Source organism: Dyadobacter subterraneus (assembly GCF_015221875.1).
Lineage (GTDB): Bacteria > Bacteroidota > Bacteroidia > Cytophagales > Spirosomataceae > Dyadobacter > Dyadobacter subterraneus.
The window spans coordinates 1,230,604-1,250,521 of sequence record NZ_JACYGY010000001.1 but is presented as its reverse complement, the minus strand read 5'-3'; the positions used below and the strand labels follow the sequence as shown (position 1 = coordinate 1,250,521).

The 19,918-nt window shown below is 39.2% G+C and carries 16 protein-coding genes; 6 read left to right on the top strand and 10 right to left on the bottom strand.

Annotation, left to right across the window (positions count from 1 at the left end):
* Positions 1-7: 7 nt before the first annotated feature.
* Positions 8-1,966 carry a putative porin gene (locus IEE83_RS05235; RefSeq protein ID WP_194119560.1) on the top strand — a complete coding sequence of 653 codons (1,959 nt, stop codon included), beginning with the start codon at positions 8-10 and terminating at the stop codon, positions 1,964-1,966.
* Positions 1,967-2,143: 177 nt separating this feature from the next.
* Positions 2,144-5,062 (top strand): PD-(D/E)XK nuclease family protein, encoded by a 2,919-nt coding sequence (locus tag IEE83_RS05230; protein WP_194119559.1) that lies wholly within the window; start codon positions 2,144-2,146, stop codon positions 5,060-5,062.
* 5 nt (positions 5,063-5,067) lie between these two features.
* Here the strand turns inward: IEE83_RS05230 and IEE83_RS05225 are convergent, their stop codons facing one another.
* The 4 genes from IEE83_RS05225 to IEE83_RS05210 form a co-directional block, all read right to left on the bottom strand.
* A complete protein-coding gene (locus IEE83_RS05225; protein WP_194119558.1) occupies positions 5,068-5,268 on the bottom strand; it encodes a hypothetical protein in 201 nt (66 codons plus the stop codon).
* Between the two features lie 108 nt (positions 5,269-5,376).
* Entirely contained in the window at positions 5,377-5,733 is a 357-nt protein-coding gene (locus tag IEE83_RS05220) for a DUF4174 domain-containing protein (RefSeq protein WP_194119557.1), read from the bottom strand.
* Positions 5,734-5,872: 139 nt separating this feature from the next.
* Positions 5,873-6,352 carry a hypothetical protein gene (locus tag IEE83_RS05215; protein WP_194119556.1) on the bottom strand — a complete coding sequence of 160 codons (480 nt, stop codon included), beginning with the start codon at positions 6,350-6,352 and terminating at the stop codon, positions 5,873-5,875.
* A 131-nt stretch (positions 6,353-6,483) separates the two neighbouring features.
* On the bottom strand, positions 6,484-7,437 hold the full coding sequence (locus tag IEE83_RS05210) for a threonine ammonia-lyase (RefSeq protein ID WP_194119555.1): 954 nt from the start codon (positions 7,435-7,437) through the stop codon (positions 6,484-6,486).
* Positions 7,438-7,585: 148 nt separating this feature from the next.
* On the opposite strand from IEE83_RS05210, the gene IEE83_RS05205 reads away from it, so the two are divergent.
* Positions 7,586-9,259, top strand: coding sequence for a long-chain fatty acid--CoA ligase (locus tag IEE83_RS05205; RefSeq protein WP_194119554.1), 1,674 nt, complete (start codon positions 7,586-7,588; stop codon positions 9,257-9,259).
* Between the two features lie 154 nt (positions 9,260-9,413).
* Here IEE83_RS05205 and IEE83_RS05200 read toward each other — a convergent pair whose 3' ends face one another.
* The 4 genes from IEE83_RS05200 to IEE83_RS05185 all read right to left on the bottom strand — a co-directional run bounded on the left by IEE83_RS05200 (position 9,414) and on the right by IEE83_RS05185 (position 15,640).
* On the bottom strand, positions 9,414-10,700 hold the full coding sequence (locus IEE83_RS05200) for a serine hydrolase domain-containing protein (RefSeq protein WP_194119553.1): 1,287 nt from the start codon (positions 10,698-10,700) through the stop codon (positions 9,414-9,416).
* 120 nt (positions 10,701-10,820) lie between these two features.
* Positions 10,821-11,708, bottom strand: a complete 888-nt coding sequence (locus IEE83_RS05195; RefSeq protein ID WP_194119552.1) for an OmpA family protein — start codon at positions 11,706-11,708, stop codon at positions 10,821-10,823.
* A gap of 298 nt (positions 11,709-12,006) precedes the next feature.
* Entirely contained in the window at positions 12,007-12,753 is a 747-nt protein-coding gene (locus IEE83_RS05190) for a GLPGLI family protein (RefSeq protein ID WP_194119551.1), read from the bottom strand.
* A 79-nt stretch (positions 12,754-12,832) separates the two neighbouring features.
* Positions 12,833-15,640, bottom strand: a complete 2,808-nt coding sequence (locus tag IEE83_RS05185) for a TonB-dependent receptor domain-containing protein (RefSeq protein ID WP_310588475.1) — start codon at positions 15,638-15,640, stop codon at positions 12,833-12,835.
* 356 nt (positions 15,641-15,996) lie between these two features.
* On the opposite strand from IEE83_RS05185, the gene IEE83_RS05180 reads away from it, so the two are divergent.
* Positions 15,997-16,509 (top strand): metallophosphoesterase family protein, encoded by a 513-nt coding sequence (locus IEE83_RS05180; protein WP_137340570.1) that lies wholly within the window; start codon positions 15,997-15,999, stop codon positions 16,507-16,509.
* 138 nt (positions 16,510-16,647) lie between these two features.
* Here IEE83_RS05180 and IEE83_RS05175 read toward each other — a convergent pair whose 3' ends face one another.
* Together IEE83_RS05175 and IEE83_RS05170 are read right to left on the bottom strand one after the other, a co-directional pair.
* The gene (locus IEE83_RS05175; protein ID WP_194119550.1) at positions 16,648-17,877 is read right to left on the bottom strand and encodes a M20/M25/M40 family metallo-hydrolase; all 1,230 of its coding nucleotides are present in this window, start codon (positions 17,875-17,877) and stop codon (positions 16,648-16,650) included.
* A 28-nt stretch (positions 17,878-17,905) separates the two neighbouring features.
* The gene (locus IEE83_RS05170; protein WP_194119549.1) at positions 17,906-18,223 is read right to left on the bottom strand and encodes a MerR family transcriptional regulator; all 318 of its coding nucleotides are present in this window, start codon (positions 18,221-18,223) and stop codon (positions 17,906-17,908) included.
* Between the two features lie 218 nt (positions 18,224-18,441).
* On the opposite strand from IEE83_RS05170, the gene IEE83_RS05165 reads away from it, so the two are divergent.
* Complete coding sequence (locus tag IEE83_RS05165) at positions 18,442-19,212, top strand: sensor histidine kinase (protein WP_194119548.1); 771 nt, start codon at positions 18,442-18,444, stop codon at positions 19,210-19,212.
* Positions 19,205-19,900 (top strand): LytR/AlgR family response regulator transcription factor, encoded by a 696-nt coding sequence (locus tag IEE83_RS05160; RefSeq protein ID WP_229251463.1) that lies wholly within the window; start codon positions 19,205-19,207, stop codon positions 19,898-19,900. Before IEE83_RS05165 ends, IEE83_RS05160 begins: the two co-directional genes overlap by 8 nt.
* Positions 19,901-19,918 lie beyond the last annotated feature (18 nt).

The window sequence follows — 19,918 nt, the reverse complement described above, 5'->3', positions numbered from 1 at the left end:
ATCGTTTATGAGAATTTTATTATCTGTTATTTTTCTTGCTTTATCCGGCTTTTTGCTTTTTCCATACGCAGCAACCGCGCAGGTTAAACTCCCCGGCGGTATGAGTATGCCAGGCGGTGGTGGCGGTGGTGCAAAAGGAGGAAAAGGCGGAGCACTTCTGGATGACAGTACGAAAACAATTTACGGACCGAAAACTACACTTCATTTTTACGAAAATGACATTATAAATAACCGGGATTCAGTACGTTATCTGGTTGATACGCTTTTGCCGGATTTTAACAGATGGACTCCCGTTGATCGTTCTTACGGAAAACTGGTAGATTTGGGAAATACCGCAACGGCAACAAGAAATCTGTTTTTTCAGCCGCGACAGGATATTGGTGCCCAGCTTGGTATGCGCGCCTATGATCCTTATGCCATTCAGGAAGACGAAATTCAATACATTGATACCCACTCTCAATACACAGATCTGACCTACCGCTCTGGGGGAAGAAAAACAACGCTCGGAAGATTTGGTTATTCTCAGAACGTTAATCCCCGTTTTAATTTCGGTATGCAGGGTCAACGCCTTACTTCTAATAAACAATACGGAATTTACGGGATCAACTCCGCTGCATTATTGGGGCAGAACTGGACTTTCCTGTTGCAGGGACATTATTTTTCAAAGGACAAAAAGTATCTTATCCTGACCCATTACAGTCATTTAAATCAAAAAGTACGTGAACAGGGCGGTGTCATTCCTGATACCAGCGCTACCGGCGATGGGATTTATACCTATGATGGTCTGGCCAGAATAAGTGATGATGCCAATTCGTGGGAAAGGCGACATGTTTTTCATGTTTATCAGCAATATAAACTGGCCAACGGTTTTCAGGTTTTCACGCAAACGGATTATAAAAGTACAATCAACCGCTATACTGACAAGGCTGCCGCACGTGGTGTGACCTATGGTGTTTATCCTGCTTCAAGGTATGATACTGCTAATATTCGTCAGAATATTTTTTACAAATTATTCGATAATAAAATTGGTATAAAGGGCACTTTCTCAGGCTTCAATTACCGGGCTTATATAAGGCAGCGTTTGTATGGAATGAATGTAACAGGCCAGGAACCGAACACAACGGGTCACGTGACCATTGCCTATCGAACAGGACTAAAATTTGACAATATTGTCGGTCTTTGGCTGAGTTACTATCTGAAAGATTCGACCCAACATGTTACTGCCGAAGCTGAACATTTACTTGGACGGGATTTTAAATTAAAGGGCGAACTGGATACCAAATGGATCAAAGCAGGTTATCAGAGCATATTTACATCTCCTGACCTTATCGCCCAAAACTACATCAGCAATAATTTTGACTGGCAGAATAATTTTAAACTGACCGGAACAAACACCATTTATGGGTCGCTTCCGCTGAAAACAAAAAACATTCAGCTGACACCGGAAGTGCAATACAATCTGATTAATAATTATGTCTATTATGATACTGCCTCAATTCCCCGTCAGCTTGGCAGTGCTTTTAGTTTGCTTAAAATAGGCACGACTACCAATATTCACATGAACCGCTGGAATCTTTCCGGGATGGCTTATTATACAATTAATTCTAACGAAGACATCATCCGGATTCCCAAATATTTTGCGAGCGGACAGCTGACTTTTGACTTTACTTATGCAAAGGTTTTATTTATCCAACTTGGCATTTCGGCCATGTACCGGTCTTCTTATTTTGCCGATGCGTACATGCCAATCACCCAGCAGTTTCATTTACAGAATTCCTTTGAGGTACAGCAATATGTTGTAGCTGATATTTTTGCCAATATTCGTATCAAACGCATACGCCTTGCTTTTAAAATGGCTCACGTTAATCAGGGAATCGGTGGACCGAAGGGTTATTACCAAACACCCGGTTATCTTGGCATGCGCCGGTCATTTTCGTTTGGGATAAACTGGCCGCTATTTGATTAAGAAGCTGTCGGCTTTCGGCAATCGGCTGTCAGTTTATAGCTTCTTACACTTAATACAATATAACTTTTTCTGTTTTGACAGAACGAAGGCTTAGCTATAAGTCGTTACATTACAAAAACTCATAATATTTCCATTGTTCAAGCCGACTGCTGATAGCCGAAAGCCGACCGCCACATTATGCCTTCATTTCTCAACAAAGTTGCCAGTCATATTTTAGAAGAAAACGGTACTTTTCTGGACCGGATTGTGATTGTAGTACCTACAAGGCGTGCTGCATTTTTTGTGATGCAGGAACTGGCGAATGAAACGACAAAGGCAGTCATGAGTCCGAAAGTGGAGGCTGTTGATGACTTTGTTGAAGGCATATGTACATTAGAAATTGAAGATCCTGTTCATCTGTTTTTTGAATTGTACGAAACTTTCAAAACCATCGATCCGGATGTTCAGTTTGACAGATTTATGGGCTGGGCGTCGGTTTTGTTAAGTGATCTTGATAAAATTGATCAGTATCTGGTTAACACAAATTATCTGTTCGACTACTTATCCGAAGCGAAAGCTTTAACACGCTGGCAGGAAAATTTGCCTGACGGAAAAACTTTAAAAAATAGCAACGGAAGCAAACAGTATTTTTCTCTTTTTGAAAATATAAAAACCGTTTACAGCACTTTCCGTTCAAGACTTTTAAAAAACGGAAAGGCGTATCGCGGAATGGCATACCGGCAGCTGGCGGAAGATGTAGATAATCTTTTGCTGCAACGCACAGATTATGACAAAATATATTTTGCCGGATTTAACGCTTTTACCGAATCGGAAAAAAGAGTTGTAACCGCGCTGGTAAAAGCTGGCAGAGCGGAAGTATTGTGGGACACGGACGAATATTACATGTCCGAAAATACAGGCGTGGAAGCTGGAAAAAGTCTGCGTGAATATCAGAAATTAAAAATATTTGGAGACTGGAACTGGACGGAAGATAATCTTCTTTCAACAAAAAAAAATATAATCGTTTATGGCGTACCCAATGCGACGCTTCAAACCAAAGTAGCCGGCCAGCTTTATGCCGCTATGAAAAAAGGCGATAATCCTTCTGAACCTGTGCCTACTGCCATTGTGCTTGCGGATGAAAATCTCTTGCTTCCGATGTTATATTCTTTGGATGAAGGCGTCACAGATCTCAATATCACAATGGGTTTGTCGCTGAGAAATTCAATGCTATACACGCTGATCGACAGTGTTTTTGAATTGCAGCAAAACGTAGTAGAATTCCGGAATAAAAGCGGACGTAATGTTCGTATTCCAAAATTCAACCACAAATCCATCAACAAAATACTGAATCATCCTTTTATCCGGCATTATGAACACGCAGTTTTGCGGCCTTTGCTGACGGAGAAAACAAATACGATCATTCAGGAAACACTTTGGCAGATTACCGATGGAAACAGGGTTTATCTGAGTTCAGATGAATTAATGGAATTGGGACAAGGAAATGCTTTGTTCAAAATTCTTTTTACCCACTGGCCAAAAAATAACTCTAAACTGGTAATCCAGACATTTTATGGTCTGATTGATATTTTACGGGAAGTTTACAAGGAATATAAAAATGCTTTGGAAACGGAGTATTTGTATCTTTTTTATACATTACTAAAACAATTTGAACAAACGCTTGAAGACCGGCCGGAAATTATTACACTGAAAACGCTGCGGTCTTTTATGTTTGAACTGATCCGTCAGACGCGTATTCCTTTTAGTGGTGAACCGATCAGTTCTTTGCAAATTTTGGGTATGCTGGAAACCCGGGCGCTGGATTTTGACAGAATAATTATCCTTTCTGTCAATGAAGGCATACTACCCCAGGCCAAACGCCAGAATTCGCTTATTCCTTTTGATGCGGCACAGGCTGTTGGACTTCCCACGCATCAGCATCAGGAGGCGGTTATGTCTTATCACTTTTACAGATTATTACAGCGCGCTTCCGAAATCCATATGCTTTATACAAGCACCAACGATGCGCCGGGCGGAGGAGAAAAAAGTCGTTTTATTCAGCAGGTAGAATTCGAGCTGTCGCAGTACAATCCTAATATTACAATTCAAAATAAAACGGTTTCCTTTCAGACCATTGGCAGTGAAAATTTAAATGAAGATGTCCCGAAAGATGCTGCGATGCTGCTGGCAATTCGTAATTATCTTTCTGGTAAAGGGCTCTATCCTACTCATTTAAATGAACTGGTTCGTTGTTCCATGCAGTTTTATCTGAAACATATTGTGGGTGTGCAGGAAGCCGAAGATGTGGAAGAGGAATTAGGAATGGACAAAATCGGGACCTGGCTTCATGCGAGTCTGGAACGTCTGGATCAGGAATTTTTTCTGGAAGAAAAAGATCCTTCGCGGGAGCAGATCAAATCAGTTTTGAGAGAGGAATTTGACCGGTTGTTCAAAGGGTATGTTACCGATCTGGGCCTGAACAAAATATATTACGAAGTAGGTGAGCAACAAATTCTTACCTTTTTAAATCACCAGATTAAACAAACTTCAAGAAGAAAAATCCTGGCTGCTGAACAGCCATTACGTACTGAACTAAATCTGGTTCTTCAAAATGTGGATACCCTGGTTCGTATTGGAGGAAAAATTGACCGGATCGAGCTGGATGAAAATGACCAGACACTTTTTGTAATGGATTATAAAACGGGCAGTGTGGAACTTACCGGAAAACAAAAAGTAGCTGATCCGCAGAGAAAGGAAGAAATTATACTTACTGACCCTGACCGGAAAGCCGGATATGTGCGTCAGCTCTGGATGTATGAGTACCTGATGTATCGTAAAATGCAGGATGAAAAAGGACTAAATCTTGGTGGCAAAACTTATGAATTTGGCCAGTATCTTATCAAATCAGGATTTTATTCTTTCCGTGACCCGACCAATTTGATTGCCAATCCACTTGAACTGACAGAAGGTTTGGACGCAAATCATTTCATTCAAAAATCAGAGCGAATTTTAACGGAAATACTGAATAATTTACTTGACCCCACAATTCCTTTCAGGAAAACAGATGATTTGAATGTCTGTACTTATTGTGATTTTGTAGGTATTTGCGGGAGATAATTCTGTCAGGATTTAGCAGTTTCCTGTTCATTGGAAAGAAGATATCTTCTGCGAATATCGTTGATAAGAAATTTTTTCTGCGCTGTAAAACTATCCGGATGCATGGTCAGAAAAATACTTTCCCATTCAAGAAATCTTGCCTGATCTGCTTTTTTAAAAGCGGCGCTGTCAATTTTTTTCACTTTCAGATATTCTTCAAATTCCATTTAACACTTCCCGGATATACAATTTGCAAGTCGAATTCAGGATTTAAAGATACGGCAAATTGATAGGAAACCGGTTTCTAAATCAAATTTTCTTGATTTAAAATTGACTCAATTGTTGCCGATTTCATTTCTCCTCATCGGCATGGCGTCAATTTTTCCAAATAAATCCTGATGTGAAACAAAGTTTCCAGAACGGTGTTTTTCACCTCCGTCACGTCCTATCAATATAAAAGTAAAAGAATCTAATTCCTTAATTTTCCACCTTTTAAACGTATCGGCAGTTTCGGTTGAGACTTTATATACCTTAACCTCAATATCGCGCTCTTTCATTCCCGCTTCATTTTTCTCAAATTCAGCCAGTTGTTTTTTGAGAAGAACTTCGTTGTTATCTTTTGAAAAAAGAAGTACCTGTCTGGGCTGGTTGGCAGTCATAAAAAAGAAAATAATTTGGAACAGGAATGTCATGGTTCGAATATGTTTTTTGTAATACCAAAAGAAAAAGAATCATTCCTGCGAATTAATAAAATGCATTTACCTAAAAATCAGGCCATAAAAAAGCCCGGCAGAAATTCCGCCAGGCCCTCAACATTATATTTTTAATCAATTATGCTTTCTTCTTGAATTCCAGATAAACCTGTTCTTTTACTCCTGTTACGGAATTTGTAAATTCAAGAGTAATGTTTAGCTGAGCATTACCCGCTGCGTTAGTCACCTTCGTTGCAGTACCAAGAAGACGCTGCTTCAAAGCTACGGCAGTGGTCTGGTCAACATCTACAACTTCATCAATTGTAAAACTGTCAGCAGCAGTTGCCTTCACAGCAGTCAATGTATAAATCTGCACAAGAGGCACAATAGTACCAGACACCGTGATTTTCGAACTTTTTGTATATTTTATTGCCAGAACGTTTTTTTCTGTCGAAGTAATATCCCAGTCGTGAACGGAAGTTGTGATACCGTCAATGGTTGTTGTAGAATAACTACCAACAAATCCCGGCGCAAAATCAGGATCAACAACAGCATCCTTGTCCTTATCCTTACAGGAAACCAGAAAAACGATAAGACATAAAACAAGTAATTTTCTCATGCTCAAAATTTAAGTATAGTTTATGATGCAAATGTAAATACACAGTTATAACATTCCACATATAACGGTAATATTATCAAATATGCATAAGCATTAAAACAATTTTATTATTCCGGATTCAAATATTATGCTTAAAAAGGTAATTTTCCCAAATCCACGTTCCCGCCGGATATAATTATTCCAACCTTTTTACCTTTAAAAACCTCCGGATTTTTCAGTACGGCCGCTAACACAACAGCTCCGGAAGGCTCAACAACAATCTTCATCCGCTCCCACATGAGCTGCATGGCCGCAACAATTTCTTCATCCGAAACGGTGAATATATCTTTCACATATTTTCTGATAATTTCCAGTGTTTTATCTCCAAGAGGTGTCAGTAAGCCATCTGCAATTGTTTTTACAAAAGGCGCTTTTTCTATTTTCCCGCTTTTAAAAGAAAGAATGGCATCCGCCGCTCCTTCCGGCTCTCCGGCGTAAACTTTTGTTTCCGGTGAAAAATAATGTGCGCATAAGGAAGTTCCACTTAGTAAACCTCCACCGCCAACCGGCGCGATAATCGCATCCGGTTGAAAACCCAAATCTTCAAAAAGTTCTTTGGAAGAAGTTGCCTGTCCTGCGATTACTTCATAGTTATTAAAAGGATGAATAAAAGTTGCTCCTGTATTTTCTACAATTTTATCAACAGCCGCCTGTCGTTCTTCCGGCGTATTCTTACAAAAAGTAATTTCCGCACCATATCCTTTCACCGCATTAATCTTGACGGATGGAGAATTTTCTGGCATTACAATGTATGCCTTTGCACCTACTTTGGCCGCTGCGAAAGCTATTGCCTGAGCATGATTTCCGGAGGAATGTGTGGTAACGCCATTTTTCAATTGTTCTGTCGAAAGCGACAATATCGCATTCAAACCACCACGCGCTTTAAATGCACCGATTTTCTGAAAGTTTTCACATTTGAAATAAAGCTCGGCTCCCGACAGCTGATTTAAAAATTGCGAGGTTAGGATAGGCGTTCTGTGAATATATGGCGTAATGAGTGTGTGAGCCTTTTCAATTACTTCTTTTCCCGGAATACTTTCGCTCATAATATGGTTTATGTTACGTTTTTTCTTTTATTTTTACAATTAACAACAAAGCTCAAATCAGAATTTGAAATAATATTTATTCTGGTTTGTACCCGACGGTAACGCTTAACCATTATTTACGGACACAGGCCTTAAAAGTACCAAAATTATGATTCAAACCCGATTAATACCGCGTACTTCCTCTGCATATGATTCTCCGCTTCTGATAAAAACATTGCTTGCCCAAACTTTAAAATATAATCCCCAAAGGGAAATTATATACCGAAACATTTTCCGGATGAATTATTTTGAGTTTAACAGGCGTGTCCGCCGACTTGCCAATCTGCTTTCAAATCTGGGAATACAACCCGGCGATATGGTGGGCGTGATGGACTGGGATTCACACCGGTACCTTGAATGCTTTTTTGCGGTTCCTGCTTATGGAGCCATTCTTCATACCATCAATGTCAGGCTTTCACCTGCCCAGATTTTATATACCATCAACCATGCGGAAGATAAAATTATTCTGGTACATGAAGATTTTATTCCGATACTTGAAGCAATAAAAGACAAGATTAATACGAATGCTAAATTCATAATCATCAGCGATATAGTTTATCAGGATAAAAATGCTGAAATAATAAAAACAGGTTTCCCGAATGAAGGCGAATATGAAAAACTGCTTTCCCGGGAAAGCGAGCTTTATGATTTTCCTGATTTTGATGAAAATACCTGGGCGACCACTTTTTATACAACCGGGACAACCGGGGAACCGAAAGGTGTTTATTTTTCGCACCGGCAGTTATTTATGCACACGATGGGATTGATTTCCTATTTCTGCGGTTACCGTGCTCTTCCCTTTTCTGATCAGGATGTGTATATGCCGTTGACTCCACTTTTCCACGTTCATGCCTGGGGCTTTCCGTTTGTTGCCACTATGCTGAATAATAAACAGGTTTATCCCGGCAGATACGAGCCTGATATGCTGGCCACATTGCTTTCGGAACAGAAAGTAACACTATCACATTGCGTGCCGACAATCCTGAATATGGTTATTAATTGTGAAGTAGCGAAGGTGACGGATCTTTCGAAATGGAAAGTTTTAATCGGCGGTTCAGCACTAACAACGGGTTTGGCAAAAGCAGCAAAAGCGATGGGAATAACTGTTTCCGCTGGTTATGGGATGTCTGAAACCGCGCCGGTTTTATCCGTTGCGCATTTGAGTGACGAACAGCAAAATCTTTCGGAAGAAGACAAATTGCATTACCGGATTAAAGCCGGAAGAATTACGCCTTTTGTAGAATTGAGGATCATGGATGATGAAGGAAATTTCCTTCCGCATGACGGAAAATCAGTTGGTGAAATTGTTGGCCGCGGTCCGTGGATGACGCAAGGATATTTTAAAGATCCTGAAAATTCTGAGAAACTTTGGGGTAACGGTTGGTTACATACGGGAGACGTCGGATCGATAGATGAGGAGTATTATTTAACGATTTCGGACCGGGTAAAGGATGTAATCAAAACGGGTGGAGAATGGGTTTCGTCGTTGGATATTGAAAATCTGTTATCCCAGCTCGAAGGTGTGAGTGAAGTTGCGGTAGTTGGTTTGCCTGATGTCCGTTGGGGAGAACGTCCGCAGGCGCTTATCGTACCCAAGCCCGGTTTCGAAAATATTCTGACGCCGGAAATAATCAAAAATAAAATACAAAAAGACGTAGAATCCGGCAAAATCAAAAAATGGTACGTCCCCGACCAAATCATTTTCGTAACCGAAATCCCAAAAACAAGTGTCGGGAAAATTGACAAGAAAAAGATAAGGAAAGAATTAAGTGAGAAATTTTGAGACAAATAAACCACAAATATCAATCAGGATTTTGCCGACCAACAACCCGACAAAATCCTGATCACAACCAACAAAAGACAATTTCAAGACAATCAAATGACCACCTCCTGACCACTCCTTGACAAAAAATGACCACCTCCTGACACCTCCTAACCTATTCCACCACCGCCTGATACACCAACACCTTAAACTTATCCTGCATCTCCCCCCAAACGGAATTCGGATATTTCTGCGTCATGAGTAATGCCACAATTTTATCTTTTGGATCCGCCCAATAGGTGGTGCCGAATATCCCGCCCCAGTCAAAAGTCCCAATCGAAACAGGTATTCTTGCTGCTTCTTTTTCCGTCGCAATAGCAAATCCAAGACCGAATTTATTTCTTCCGGCATTCACATCACCGATCTGGTTTTGTGTCATTAAATGAACCGTAGCCGGACTTAAAATCCTCTTTCCGTTATATTGACCGCCATTGATGAAACTTTGAAGAAAAATAGCGTAATCGTAAGCCGTAGAAGTTAAACCAGCTCCGCCGGCGTAAAAAGTACCGTTTTCCTTTGGATAATCATTGTTGAATCCAGGCCTTGTTTCAGCCTTAATCGTTTTACCCTCCTTATCCTGGGAATAGAGTTGAACCAAACGGTTTTTCTTATTTTCAGGTAAATAAAAATAAGTGTCCTTCATGCCCAAAGGCTCAAAAATCCGCTCTTTAAAGAATTTATCCAACGATTTTCCTGACAAAACTTCCACCAGATAACCCAGTACATCAACGCTGAGTCCATATGTCCAGCGCTCACCTGGCTCATGCACAAGCGGCAATTTACCAAGTCTTGTAATCACGTCCGCAAGTTTGTAATGTGCTGTCCCAATCCCGCTTGGAATATTATTTTTCGCATAGATCGCAACCGCTTCCTTCGATCCGATACTTGGATAACCAATGCCGGATGTATGCGTTAACAACTGCCGGATCGTAATTTCATTTTTTGCAGGCTTGGTAGTATAACTGGAATCTTTTTCATTGAACTTGTCAATAATCTGAGGATTTTTAAAAGAAGGAATATATTTTGAGATCGGATCGTCCAGTAAAAATTTTCCTTCTTCAAACAAGATCATCGCGGCTGTACTTGTGATCGCTTTTGTTTGGGAAGCTATTCTAAAAATCGCGTCTTTTTTCAATGGTGTTTTAGTATCCCAATCATCTGATCCAAAACTTTTGAAATAAGCAATTTTACCATTCTTTACAATAATGGCAACCGAGCCCGCAACCTGCTGTTTATTAATATATTCCTGCAAAATTTTATCAATTCTTTTAAGCCGTTCGCTGCTCAGGCCAACACTTTCTGCGGGAGCTTCGGCAAGTTGCTGAGCCGTAGCGAGCTGTGATAAAAGCAGGAAAAGGAAAACAATATTTTTCCAATGTTCAAAAGAAAAAATCCGGATCATAAGGTTGTGATATTATGTGGTAAAGTTCATAGCAAAATAGCACAATTTATTCATAGTTAAGACAAAAAAGAAGCCCGTCAGATTCTGACGGGCTATAAATCTTTTTAAACTGAATTTTCCTTATTTACCAGCGTTTGGCGTGTAAAGATTAAAGAATTGATCCAATTTAGGCGTAATGATAATTTCAGTACGACGGTTCAGGCTACGGTTAGCAGGAGAATCGTTTGCAACCTTAGGAAGATATTCTCCACGGCCACCAGCGATCAAACGAACCGGCTCAACACCATATTTCTTTTGAAGCGTACGAGCAACAGAAGTTGCACGCAAAACGCTCAAATCCCAGTTATCAGAGAATTTGTCAGTAGCGATAGGCACATTATCCGTGTGGCCTTCGATAAGAATTTCAATTTCTTTGTAGTCGTTAAGAATCTTGGCAACTTTCGCAAGAACTGTTTCAGCTTGTCCGTTGATCTGAGCACTTCCAGATTTGAAAAGCATTTTATCAGATAGTGATACATAAACCACTCCTTTTTTCACTTCGATCTGAACATCTTCATCACTAACATCAGCCAATGACCGTTTCAGGTTCAAAACAAGCGCCATGTTAAGAGAATCTTTACGTTGGATACTTGCATTCAGGTCGCGGATCTGGCCACCCTGAACGTTCATCATTTCCAAAGATTTTTTAATACTTTCAGAACCTTCTTTGCTGATTACCGAAAGATCAGACATACGGTCGAGAAGACTGTTGTTGTTCTTTTTCAGGAAATCAACCTGATCCTGCAACTCTTTCAATTTACTATTTTTAGCAGTAAGATCGTCGTTTTTCAGTTTCAAATCATTGTTCAAACTTGCAGTTCTGCTATCACAATCGTTTAGATCAGCTCTTGCTTTGTCTAACTGGATTTGAATTTCGTTTGCCTTATTTTGAACAGCGAGCATTTTCTTCTTGCTGGCACATGAGCCAAGTACAAACAGCATGGCAACGGCCAAAAGCGTTTTTTTCATAATTATCAAGGGTTATACTAAAATTTAAAAAGTGTTAAGTTCAACATAGTTTAAAGAAGTGAGTAAAGAAAACCATGCCACGGTTCGTTCAATTCTTTCCGGCACATAGATTACTTAGGATTTTTAAAAAAGGCCATTTTCTACATAAAAAAAGCATTATCTCATTTTGGAAGAGATAATGCTGAGTATTTCAGTCCTTTACCTGTCCTTTCAGACCGCAAAGGTATAAAACAAAAAAAATAATTTACGCTTAATAATTATTTTTTCTTTTGGTAATTAAGAAACGTTAACAAAACAGTTAATAAGGCAAAGACCAGTATGGATTTCGATGTGCTTTTATGCTGTCCTTCATATGCGTTGACACCAGCGTATTATACTGAGCTTCGGTGACCTTTTTCCCTTTAAGTTTTTTAGGAATATTGATATCTTCTGTTATTGCTTTCAATTCAATTTTTTTCGCAGTAATTACGAGGTCTCCGTCATTGATATCCAGTTCCAGGATTATGCCCGGCAAACCGCCATATAATTCAGGTCCGATTGATACTGGAAGATTGTCCGCAAACCAGGCTGTAATCTGCTGATTTTTTATTGTGTCTTCGGTAACTGCCATCATACACATATAGCCATTAATTTCCTTTATCTTGTTCATAACCTTCCACTTAGGTGCTCTTGTAGAATCTTCAACAATGAACACCTTCCCTAGCATTTCAATGATATCCGTACGCTTTTCATTTTCCAGGTCGCGGTATACTTTGTATTCCCGCTCATTCCACGAATAGCCACCTTCATTTTCCTGTTTTTTGAAGTATGAATAATAACTTTTCTGTTCATTGAAGAAAAGCTTCATATCTTGTTTTTGCTCGTCATCATTTCCCCAGGTCATTTTCATTCTGTCCTTTTCCTCAGTACTCAGATAGCTCGCGCGGGAATAAATTTTCGTCCAGTGATATACTTTCTCATAGGTAATTTCTCCCTCCATTTTTTGAGCTTTGGAGGTAAAAGAAATCGTAGAGATCAGTAGGAATAAGATCGTAATCAGTTTCATATTAATCTGTTTTTGGGCTAATGACTTGATAAAACTCAGCGTCATCCAGCAAATTGGCAGATGACGCGAAAATACTTTTTTAGAAACCATTACTACGTTTCACCGATGCTGATATTCCCCGCATATTGTAGGTAAAACTCAGCATGTAATATCGGGATAATGTCCGGACTCTGGTTTCCGAATAATAATTTGACGTTGCACTTTGTGTTATTCCAAGATTTTTCTTGAACACATCATTTGCTGTAAAACGAATTTCACCTCTTTTATTTTTCAGTACAATTCTCGCAACGGAAAGATTTAAGATCGGCTGTTTCTGACTGAAACCAAATTGATTGTTTGCGTAAGTATTGAAATTCAGCTTGGCATTGAAAAAAATTTCCTTTGGAAATTTGACATTCATATCTCCACTATAATTTGCACTTAGTACCTTTTGGTCCTGATTGGAATTGATCGAATAGCTTGTATTGCCAATATTCCAGTAAGCGTTGGTATAAAACGTAAAAATATCACTTGGCGTAAAATCAAGACGTCCACCAAAGTTATAAGACTTTGTTTTTGTCTTGTTGATCACATTGTTGATATAAATCGGGTTTTCGCTAAAATTAAAACCTGTATTCAGCCCTAAGGTCAATTTTGTCTTAATGATCGGATATGAAACACCAATACTGGAGCCATAATTAATACCGCCGGTCACGTTCATCGGTTTAGTGGTTGTAACCAGATTAGCGTCAATAGTTTTATTGTAAACAATCTGATCTACGTAGTAATTGTACTGTGCATTTACAAACAGGTAAGTAAAATTTGCCGGGTTAAAAAACTGATATCCGGCATAAATATTGTGTCTCAACTCAGGAGTCAGATTTGGGTTTCCAACAACAATATTTAAAGGATTACTGTTGTCAACAACGGGCTGCAAATCACTGATTGCCGGCTCCTGAACACTTTGCTGATATTCCATATACAAATACCGGTTTCTTTTCAAGTCGTAATTCAGCGAGACACTTGGTACCACTTTAAAATAAGACCGGGTCACTTTTGTAAAATCAACAGAGGTTTGATCCTGCGCAAAATTTCCGGTCAGATCAAACTGCTGGGCAGCGCCACCGACAGATATATTCAAGCCGTTATTTGAATATCTCACGCTTGTACCGACACGATTGTAATTGATTTGATTGGTATAATACCTTGTCAACGCCGGATTTACTTCGAGCCCGCTATCCTTAACGTCGAATACGTTTCTGTCAACTTTATCTTTTCTAAGACTGAAATTATAGAATGTTTCCCAGGAAAATTTCTTAGCGAATGGTTCTACGTAAGACAAACTTCCTTTCAGCTGGTTCCGGTCACTCTTCGTTTTGTTCTGCTGACGAATTGTGCTGTTTTGCGATGGATCAAGAAAAAATTCATTAACGGAATTCAGATTTGAACTTCCATCCGAATTATTGATATTATAACCAACACTTGCAGCAAAATTCCTACCTTTTTTCTTAAACTTATGACGGTACAAAAGCAGATTCGACATCGCAAATGAATTGTACAAACTGCTGTTGTTTATCGTTGATCGGTTCGACAAAGTATCTCCGCTGCGGTAGTATTGCTGAAAACTGTCATAGTTATTGTCCCCATTATTGATCCTCGAATTACTGATCAGCACAATGGTGTTTAGTGAATCAATAACTTTTTCGATACGTAAACTTGGACGATGATTTCCGCTGAAAGCATTTGTTTTATTATCATCTGTGGACTTGTAAGTCGTATTATTTAAAAAATTATCCCGGCTCGACCTGACATCCGTCAATGCATCCGTGGAATTATAGAAATAACTCGCACTTACCTTTGTCTTTTTTGTGTCAAAATTATAGTTTCCGCCGCCTGCCCAGTTTTTTGTAAATCCCTGAGAATTATTACCACCCCAGTTAGGCTGAATAGTAATGGATTCTCCATCCGAACTAAAACGATTACCGCCGCCAAATCCAAAATCACCATCATCACCCCAGTTAAACGACTGACTTCCTTTGAAATCCTGGTAATCATTTCTGGCGATACCGGACTGGTTCGTATTATTTCCAAAACCCAGAACGGAGAACTGCTGTTTATCGTCAAAACGATTGTAGCTGACTTTCCCTTCCAGCCTGGAATCCGTACCTACTCCGGCGATGGCTTTTCCAAAACCACCTTTTTTATGACTGTCTTTTAATTCCAGGTTTACTGTTTTTTCTCTTTTCCCATCATCCACGCCCGTAGCTTTTGACTGCTCCGTTTTACCATTAAATACCTGAACTTTATTAATTGCTTCGGCCGGAAGGTTTTTAGTTGCCATTTTTGGATCGTCACCGAAAAACCGCTTACCATCTACCGTTACACGTTTCACGGTTTCACCCTGTGCCTTAATATTTCCATCGCCATCCACCTGCATACCAGGAAGCTTGCGGAGCAGATCTTCAACCGTTGCTCCTGGTGGTACTTTGAAAGCTCTCGGATCATACTCAACGGTATCACCCCGAATACTTAACGGAGCCCTTGCCGTTTTGATAACCACCTCATACAGATCCTGATTCAGGAATTTCATTCCCAGTTTCCCAAGATTTGTAACTTCGCCATCATTAGGAATAACCTGCTGTTGATAAGGAAGATAACCTACATAAGAAACTTTTAAAAGGTAAGTAATTCGTTTCAGGTTTTTAAATTCAAAGGAACCGTCTTTGGCAGCTCTTCCAAAATTTACAAGGGAAGAATCTTTGGGCAGCAGCAACATCACGGTGGCTTCGGGCAACCCGTTACCAGACGTGTCCGTAACAATACCTTTCATCGAGAAGCGTCCGGTACTTTGCGCAAACGAGGCGAAAGTAAACAGACTGCAGCATAGCAGTAGTAAGATTTTTTTCAAGGCTAAGTAGGATTATTTTATGTGAGTATATAAAGGAAAGCTTTATAAAAATTGGGTTTTACAATATTATAAAATCAAGATAAATTTTACAACTAAAATTTTAGTTTTTAACAAATTTTGTGTCCGATATTTTACCATTTAACCTTTATTAAGAAAACCACGATTTTTAAATATACTTATTACCACAAAAAGGTTACATAAAAATTATTAAAATAATAATTCCTTAATTTGCAGACTTTTTCTGCCTGGGCTAAACTTTTTGTTTCTCAGAATTTTTAGAATGGCTGGTTAGAAAATGTGTAGTACGGTTTTACATTATCATTCAAAAGACGCGTTCCGTTTACAATTAATAATAGATGAAAAGTATAGGTTTGCTTTCTGACACACATGGATATCTGGATCCGCGTATTCTGGATTATTTTTCCAATTGCGACGAAATATGGCATGCAGGAGATATCGGGTCAGTAGAAATTATTGACCAGCTGGAAGCTTTTAAACCAGTCAGAATTGTTTACGGCAATATTGATAACAAGGCAATACAGGTACGCTGTCAGGAAAATTTACATTTTGAACTGGAAGGATTCCGTATCTGGATGACCCATATCGGCGGTGCACCGCCACGGTACAACCCAACAGTTTTGCCAACTTTAAGAGCTGAAACACCGGATATTTTTATCTGCGGACATTCACATATTCTACGCGTGATCCGGGATAAGGAATTAAAAAATATGCTCTACATAAATCCCGGCGCAGCAGGACGTGAAGGTTTCCACAAGATCAGAACGCTGCTTCGTTTTAATCTTCATGAAGGCTTGATAAGCCAGATGGAAGTAATTGAACTGGGAAAAAGAGGTGCCATTGAAGGTTAAATTCATTGATATATCAAAAAATTAAGAGAAGCCAATGCACGTTGACTTCTCTTATCCTATTTTGTAAATCATAAAATCAGCATCCTAAATATTAAGATGACGCATCAATAATATCAAGAAAATTCCAAAATCAAGATCCTAGAATGTAACCTTAACCACCTTCCTCTCCGTCCCCCTTAAAAATTCTGCTTCAACCTGCTGACCTTTTTCATGCTCACCGAGCACGTCCATATAGTCGTAGATGGTGTTAATCGTTTTACCGGCAAGTTTAGTAATCACATCACCCGCCTGAATTCCTGCAATTTCGGCCGGACGGGCTTTTGAAACAGCATCTATTTTTAACCCCTTTCCAGAAAAACTATAATCAGGCATCACGCCTAATGTCACCTTGAAATTGGAAGTTGTTGCACCTGCATGCGGATTTCCGGCTGTTAAAAATCCGGGATCGTCTTTTTCATTATCCAGTTTTTCCAAAACGCCTGCAATTAGTTTCAAGATACTAGCCTCTCCTTCCGCGTTGATTTTATCAGAATCATCGCTTATTTTATGATAATCGCTGTGTGTTCCTGTAAAAAATTGCAGTACCGGAATATCTTTCAAATAAAACGAAGTATGATCCGAAGCACCAACGCCCGACGAATCGATCGTGTATTTCATATGCTGCTTTTTGGCAAGATCCGGAATGATTTTCCCCCAGGCTGAACTTGTTCCCCAACCTGAAATGATCAAACCTTTATCCGCATTATAGCGTCCGATCATATCCATGTTAATCATCGCAGAAATGGATTTGAGCGGAATTGTTGGAGATTCTGTATAGTACTTAGAACCCAACAAACCGAGTTCTTCACCTGAAAACCCGATAAAAAGGAAGTTATGCTTCTCCTTAACCGAATTTCCTGCAAAATATTTTGCCAGTTCAATCACACCGGTTGTTCCGGATGCATTGTCGTCAGCACCATTATGGATCAAATTTTTACTATCCGGGGAAAGCGATCCACTTTGATAACCTTTTCCCAAATGATCATAATGTCCGCCCACCACAATCGTTTTTTCAGCCCCATTATCCAGAAATCCAATTACATTTCGGGCCGTCATCTGATGTGGAAATCCGTCAATCCCGATTGTTACCTGAAACGGCTGAAAATAGGAACCATTCGTCCCGGCAGCTTTTAATCCAGCACTTTTAAATATATCAGCCAGATAATTGGCAGCTTTAATTTCTCCCAAAGTGGCCGTTCCGCGCCCCTCAAAAGTATCAGATGCCAAAAGATCCACATTCTTTTTTATTTCCGAAGCACTAAAAGTCTGCGCCGCACTCCATTCATATGAAGTGACAAAAAACGCAAGCAATAAAAATATTTTCTTCATTTCAATTTTAAAAACTGCCTGTAAACTCTTAAAGATTATCTCTTAATTCCGCCAGAAACTGTCTTACCCGGCTAAGTTTGTAAATCATCAGCTGGGCATCTTCCTTCCTTCGCAATTGTTCTCTTGCACCCTTTATCGTCCTTCCCTGCTTGCCGGTTTGGTGCATTATTTTTCTTACAATTTCAATATCACTTTCAGTATATCTTCTGCGGTTTCTGGCATCACGTTTTGGATTCAGCTGCGGGAATTTTGTTTCCCAAAAACGCAGCGCAGAAGCTTCACAGCCCACTATTTCCGCTACTTCGTTGGTGTCATAGTAGAGTTTTGTATTTGGTTTTGTATCCATAATCCGGGTATTGGTAAGATGCTGGCTAAGTTAGTTAATTATAATATTTCTAAACAAATTGTCTGCTTAAATGTGATCATTATTTTAGAAATGAGCTATGATTATACGTTGATGGACTGTTGATCAGTTTGAATAAAAAATTTAGAAGAACACGGTAAAATTAACGATAGTAAAAATCTGTTTAGTGCAGAAGAAAATTTTTGAATGTAATTTGCTGCATGGAAAGCACGGCCAATAATTCAGTTTTATTAATTTACACGCTCGCTATACTATTGACGATCAGCGCGATCATTATTATTTATTTGATACTCAGATTAAAAAAAGAAGCGGAACAAAACCGTCAGTTAATTCAAAAATCAAAAGAGACAGATTCGAAAAAAGAAAATTTTGAGCTTGAAACAATCAAATCAAAACTCAATCCGCATCTTTTTAAAAATGTGCTGAATTCCATCCAGTCGCACGCTTATCAAAGTTATTATGCGCTCGACAAGCTTTCCAATGTGCTGGATTATATCTTGTATGAAAGCGACTGTGAGTATGTATCCTTGCAGGAAGAAACAGATTTCGCATTAAGTCTTATTGAAATTAACCGCTTAAAAGTCAGTCCGTTATTTGATTTACGGATTAAAAACAAGATCGATAAACAGGATTCTCTTTTTGATGAAAAACTGATTGCGCCGCTTATTACGATCGACCTGATCGAAAACGCTTTCAAACACGCAGACATTCAAAATCAGGACGCTTTTATTGCTATCGTTTTTGAGTTAAACGAAACAACTTTTTCCCTGACGGTAACGAATAAAATCAGTGCAAATCCAATCCTGAAAAAAGAGAAAAGCGGTTTTGGAAAAGAAAATTTACGAAAAAGACTCGATCTTGTTTATCAGGAAAATTATTCGCTCGAACACAGAACGGAAAACGATATTTATATTGCTCACCTGAAAATTAATCTGCTTGAACACAAAGCTAAGATGTCTTCTGTTGGATGACGAACTGCCCGGACTTACCTATCTGCGGATGTTGTGCGAACAAATTCCGGGACTCGAAGTTGTTAAGGCATTTAACGATCCTGTCAAATTAATGCAGGCTTCGGAAACCCTGGATTTTGATCTTTGCATTCTGGATATTGAAATGCCTGGTTTGAACGGACTTGAAGTTGCCGGACTTTTGAAGGGAAAACCTGTCATTTTCATCACTGCTTACAAAGAATTTGCGGCGGAAGCATTTGATCTGGATGCGGTCGATTATATACGAAAACCTATCCAGAAAGAACGTCTTGAAAAAGCCATCACAAAGGCCGCAAAACTTATTGAAAAAGGGAAAACCGAAAAGCAGTTTATGCAGCTGAATACCAATAAGGGAAAGGCACTTGTTGCATTTGACCAGCTGTTACTGATTACCTCAGCTGAAAAAGAAAAAAGGGATAAAGTGGCTTATCTTGAAAATGGGACTGAAATTACTTTGAAAAATATTTCCTTTGAACAGCTGCTTACCTTGCTGCCGGCAGAAAATTTTTGCCGGATCAGTAAAAGAGATATCATTGCTTTAAAAGCAATACGGTTTTTCACGCATCAGGAAGTTACAACCAATATATTTACAGAAAGCACTGATAAAGAACTTGTTATAACATTGGGCGATAATTTCCGTAAAGAATTTTTAGAGAAAGTTTCCGGTTAATATTTTCGTCCTATCAAA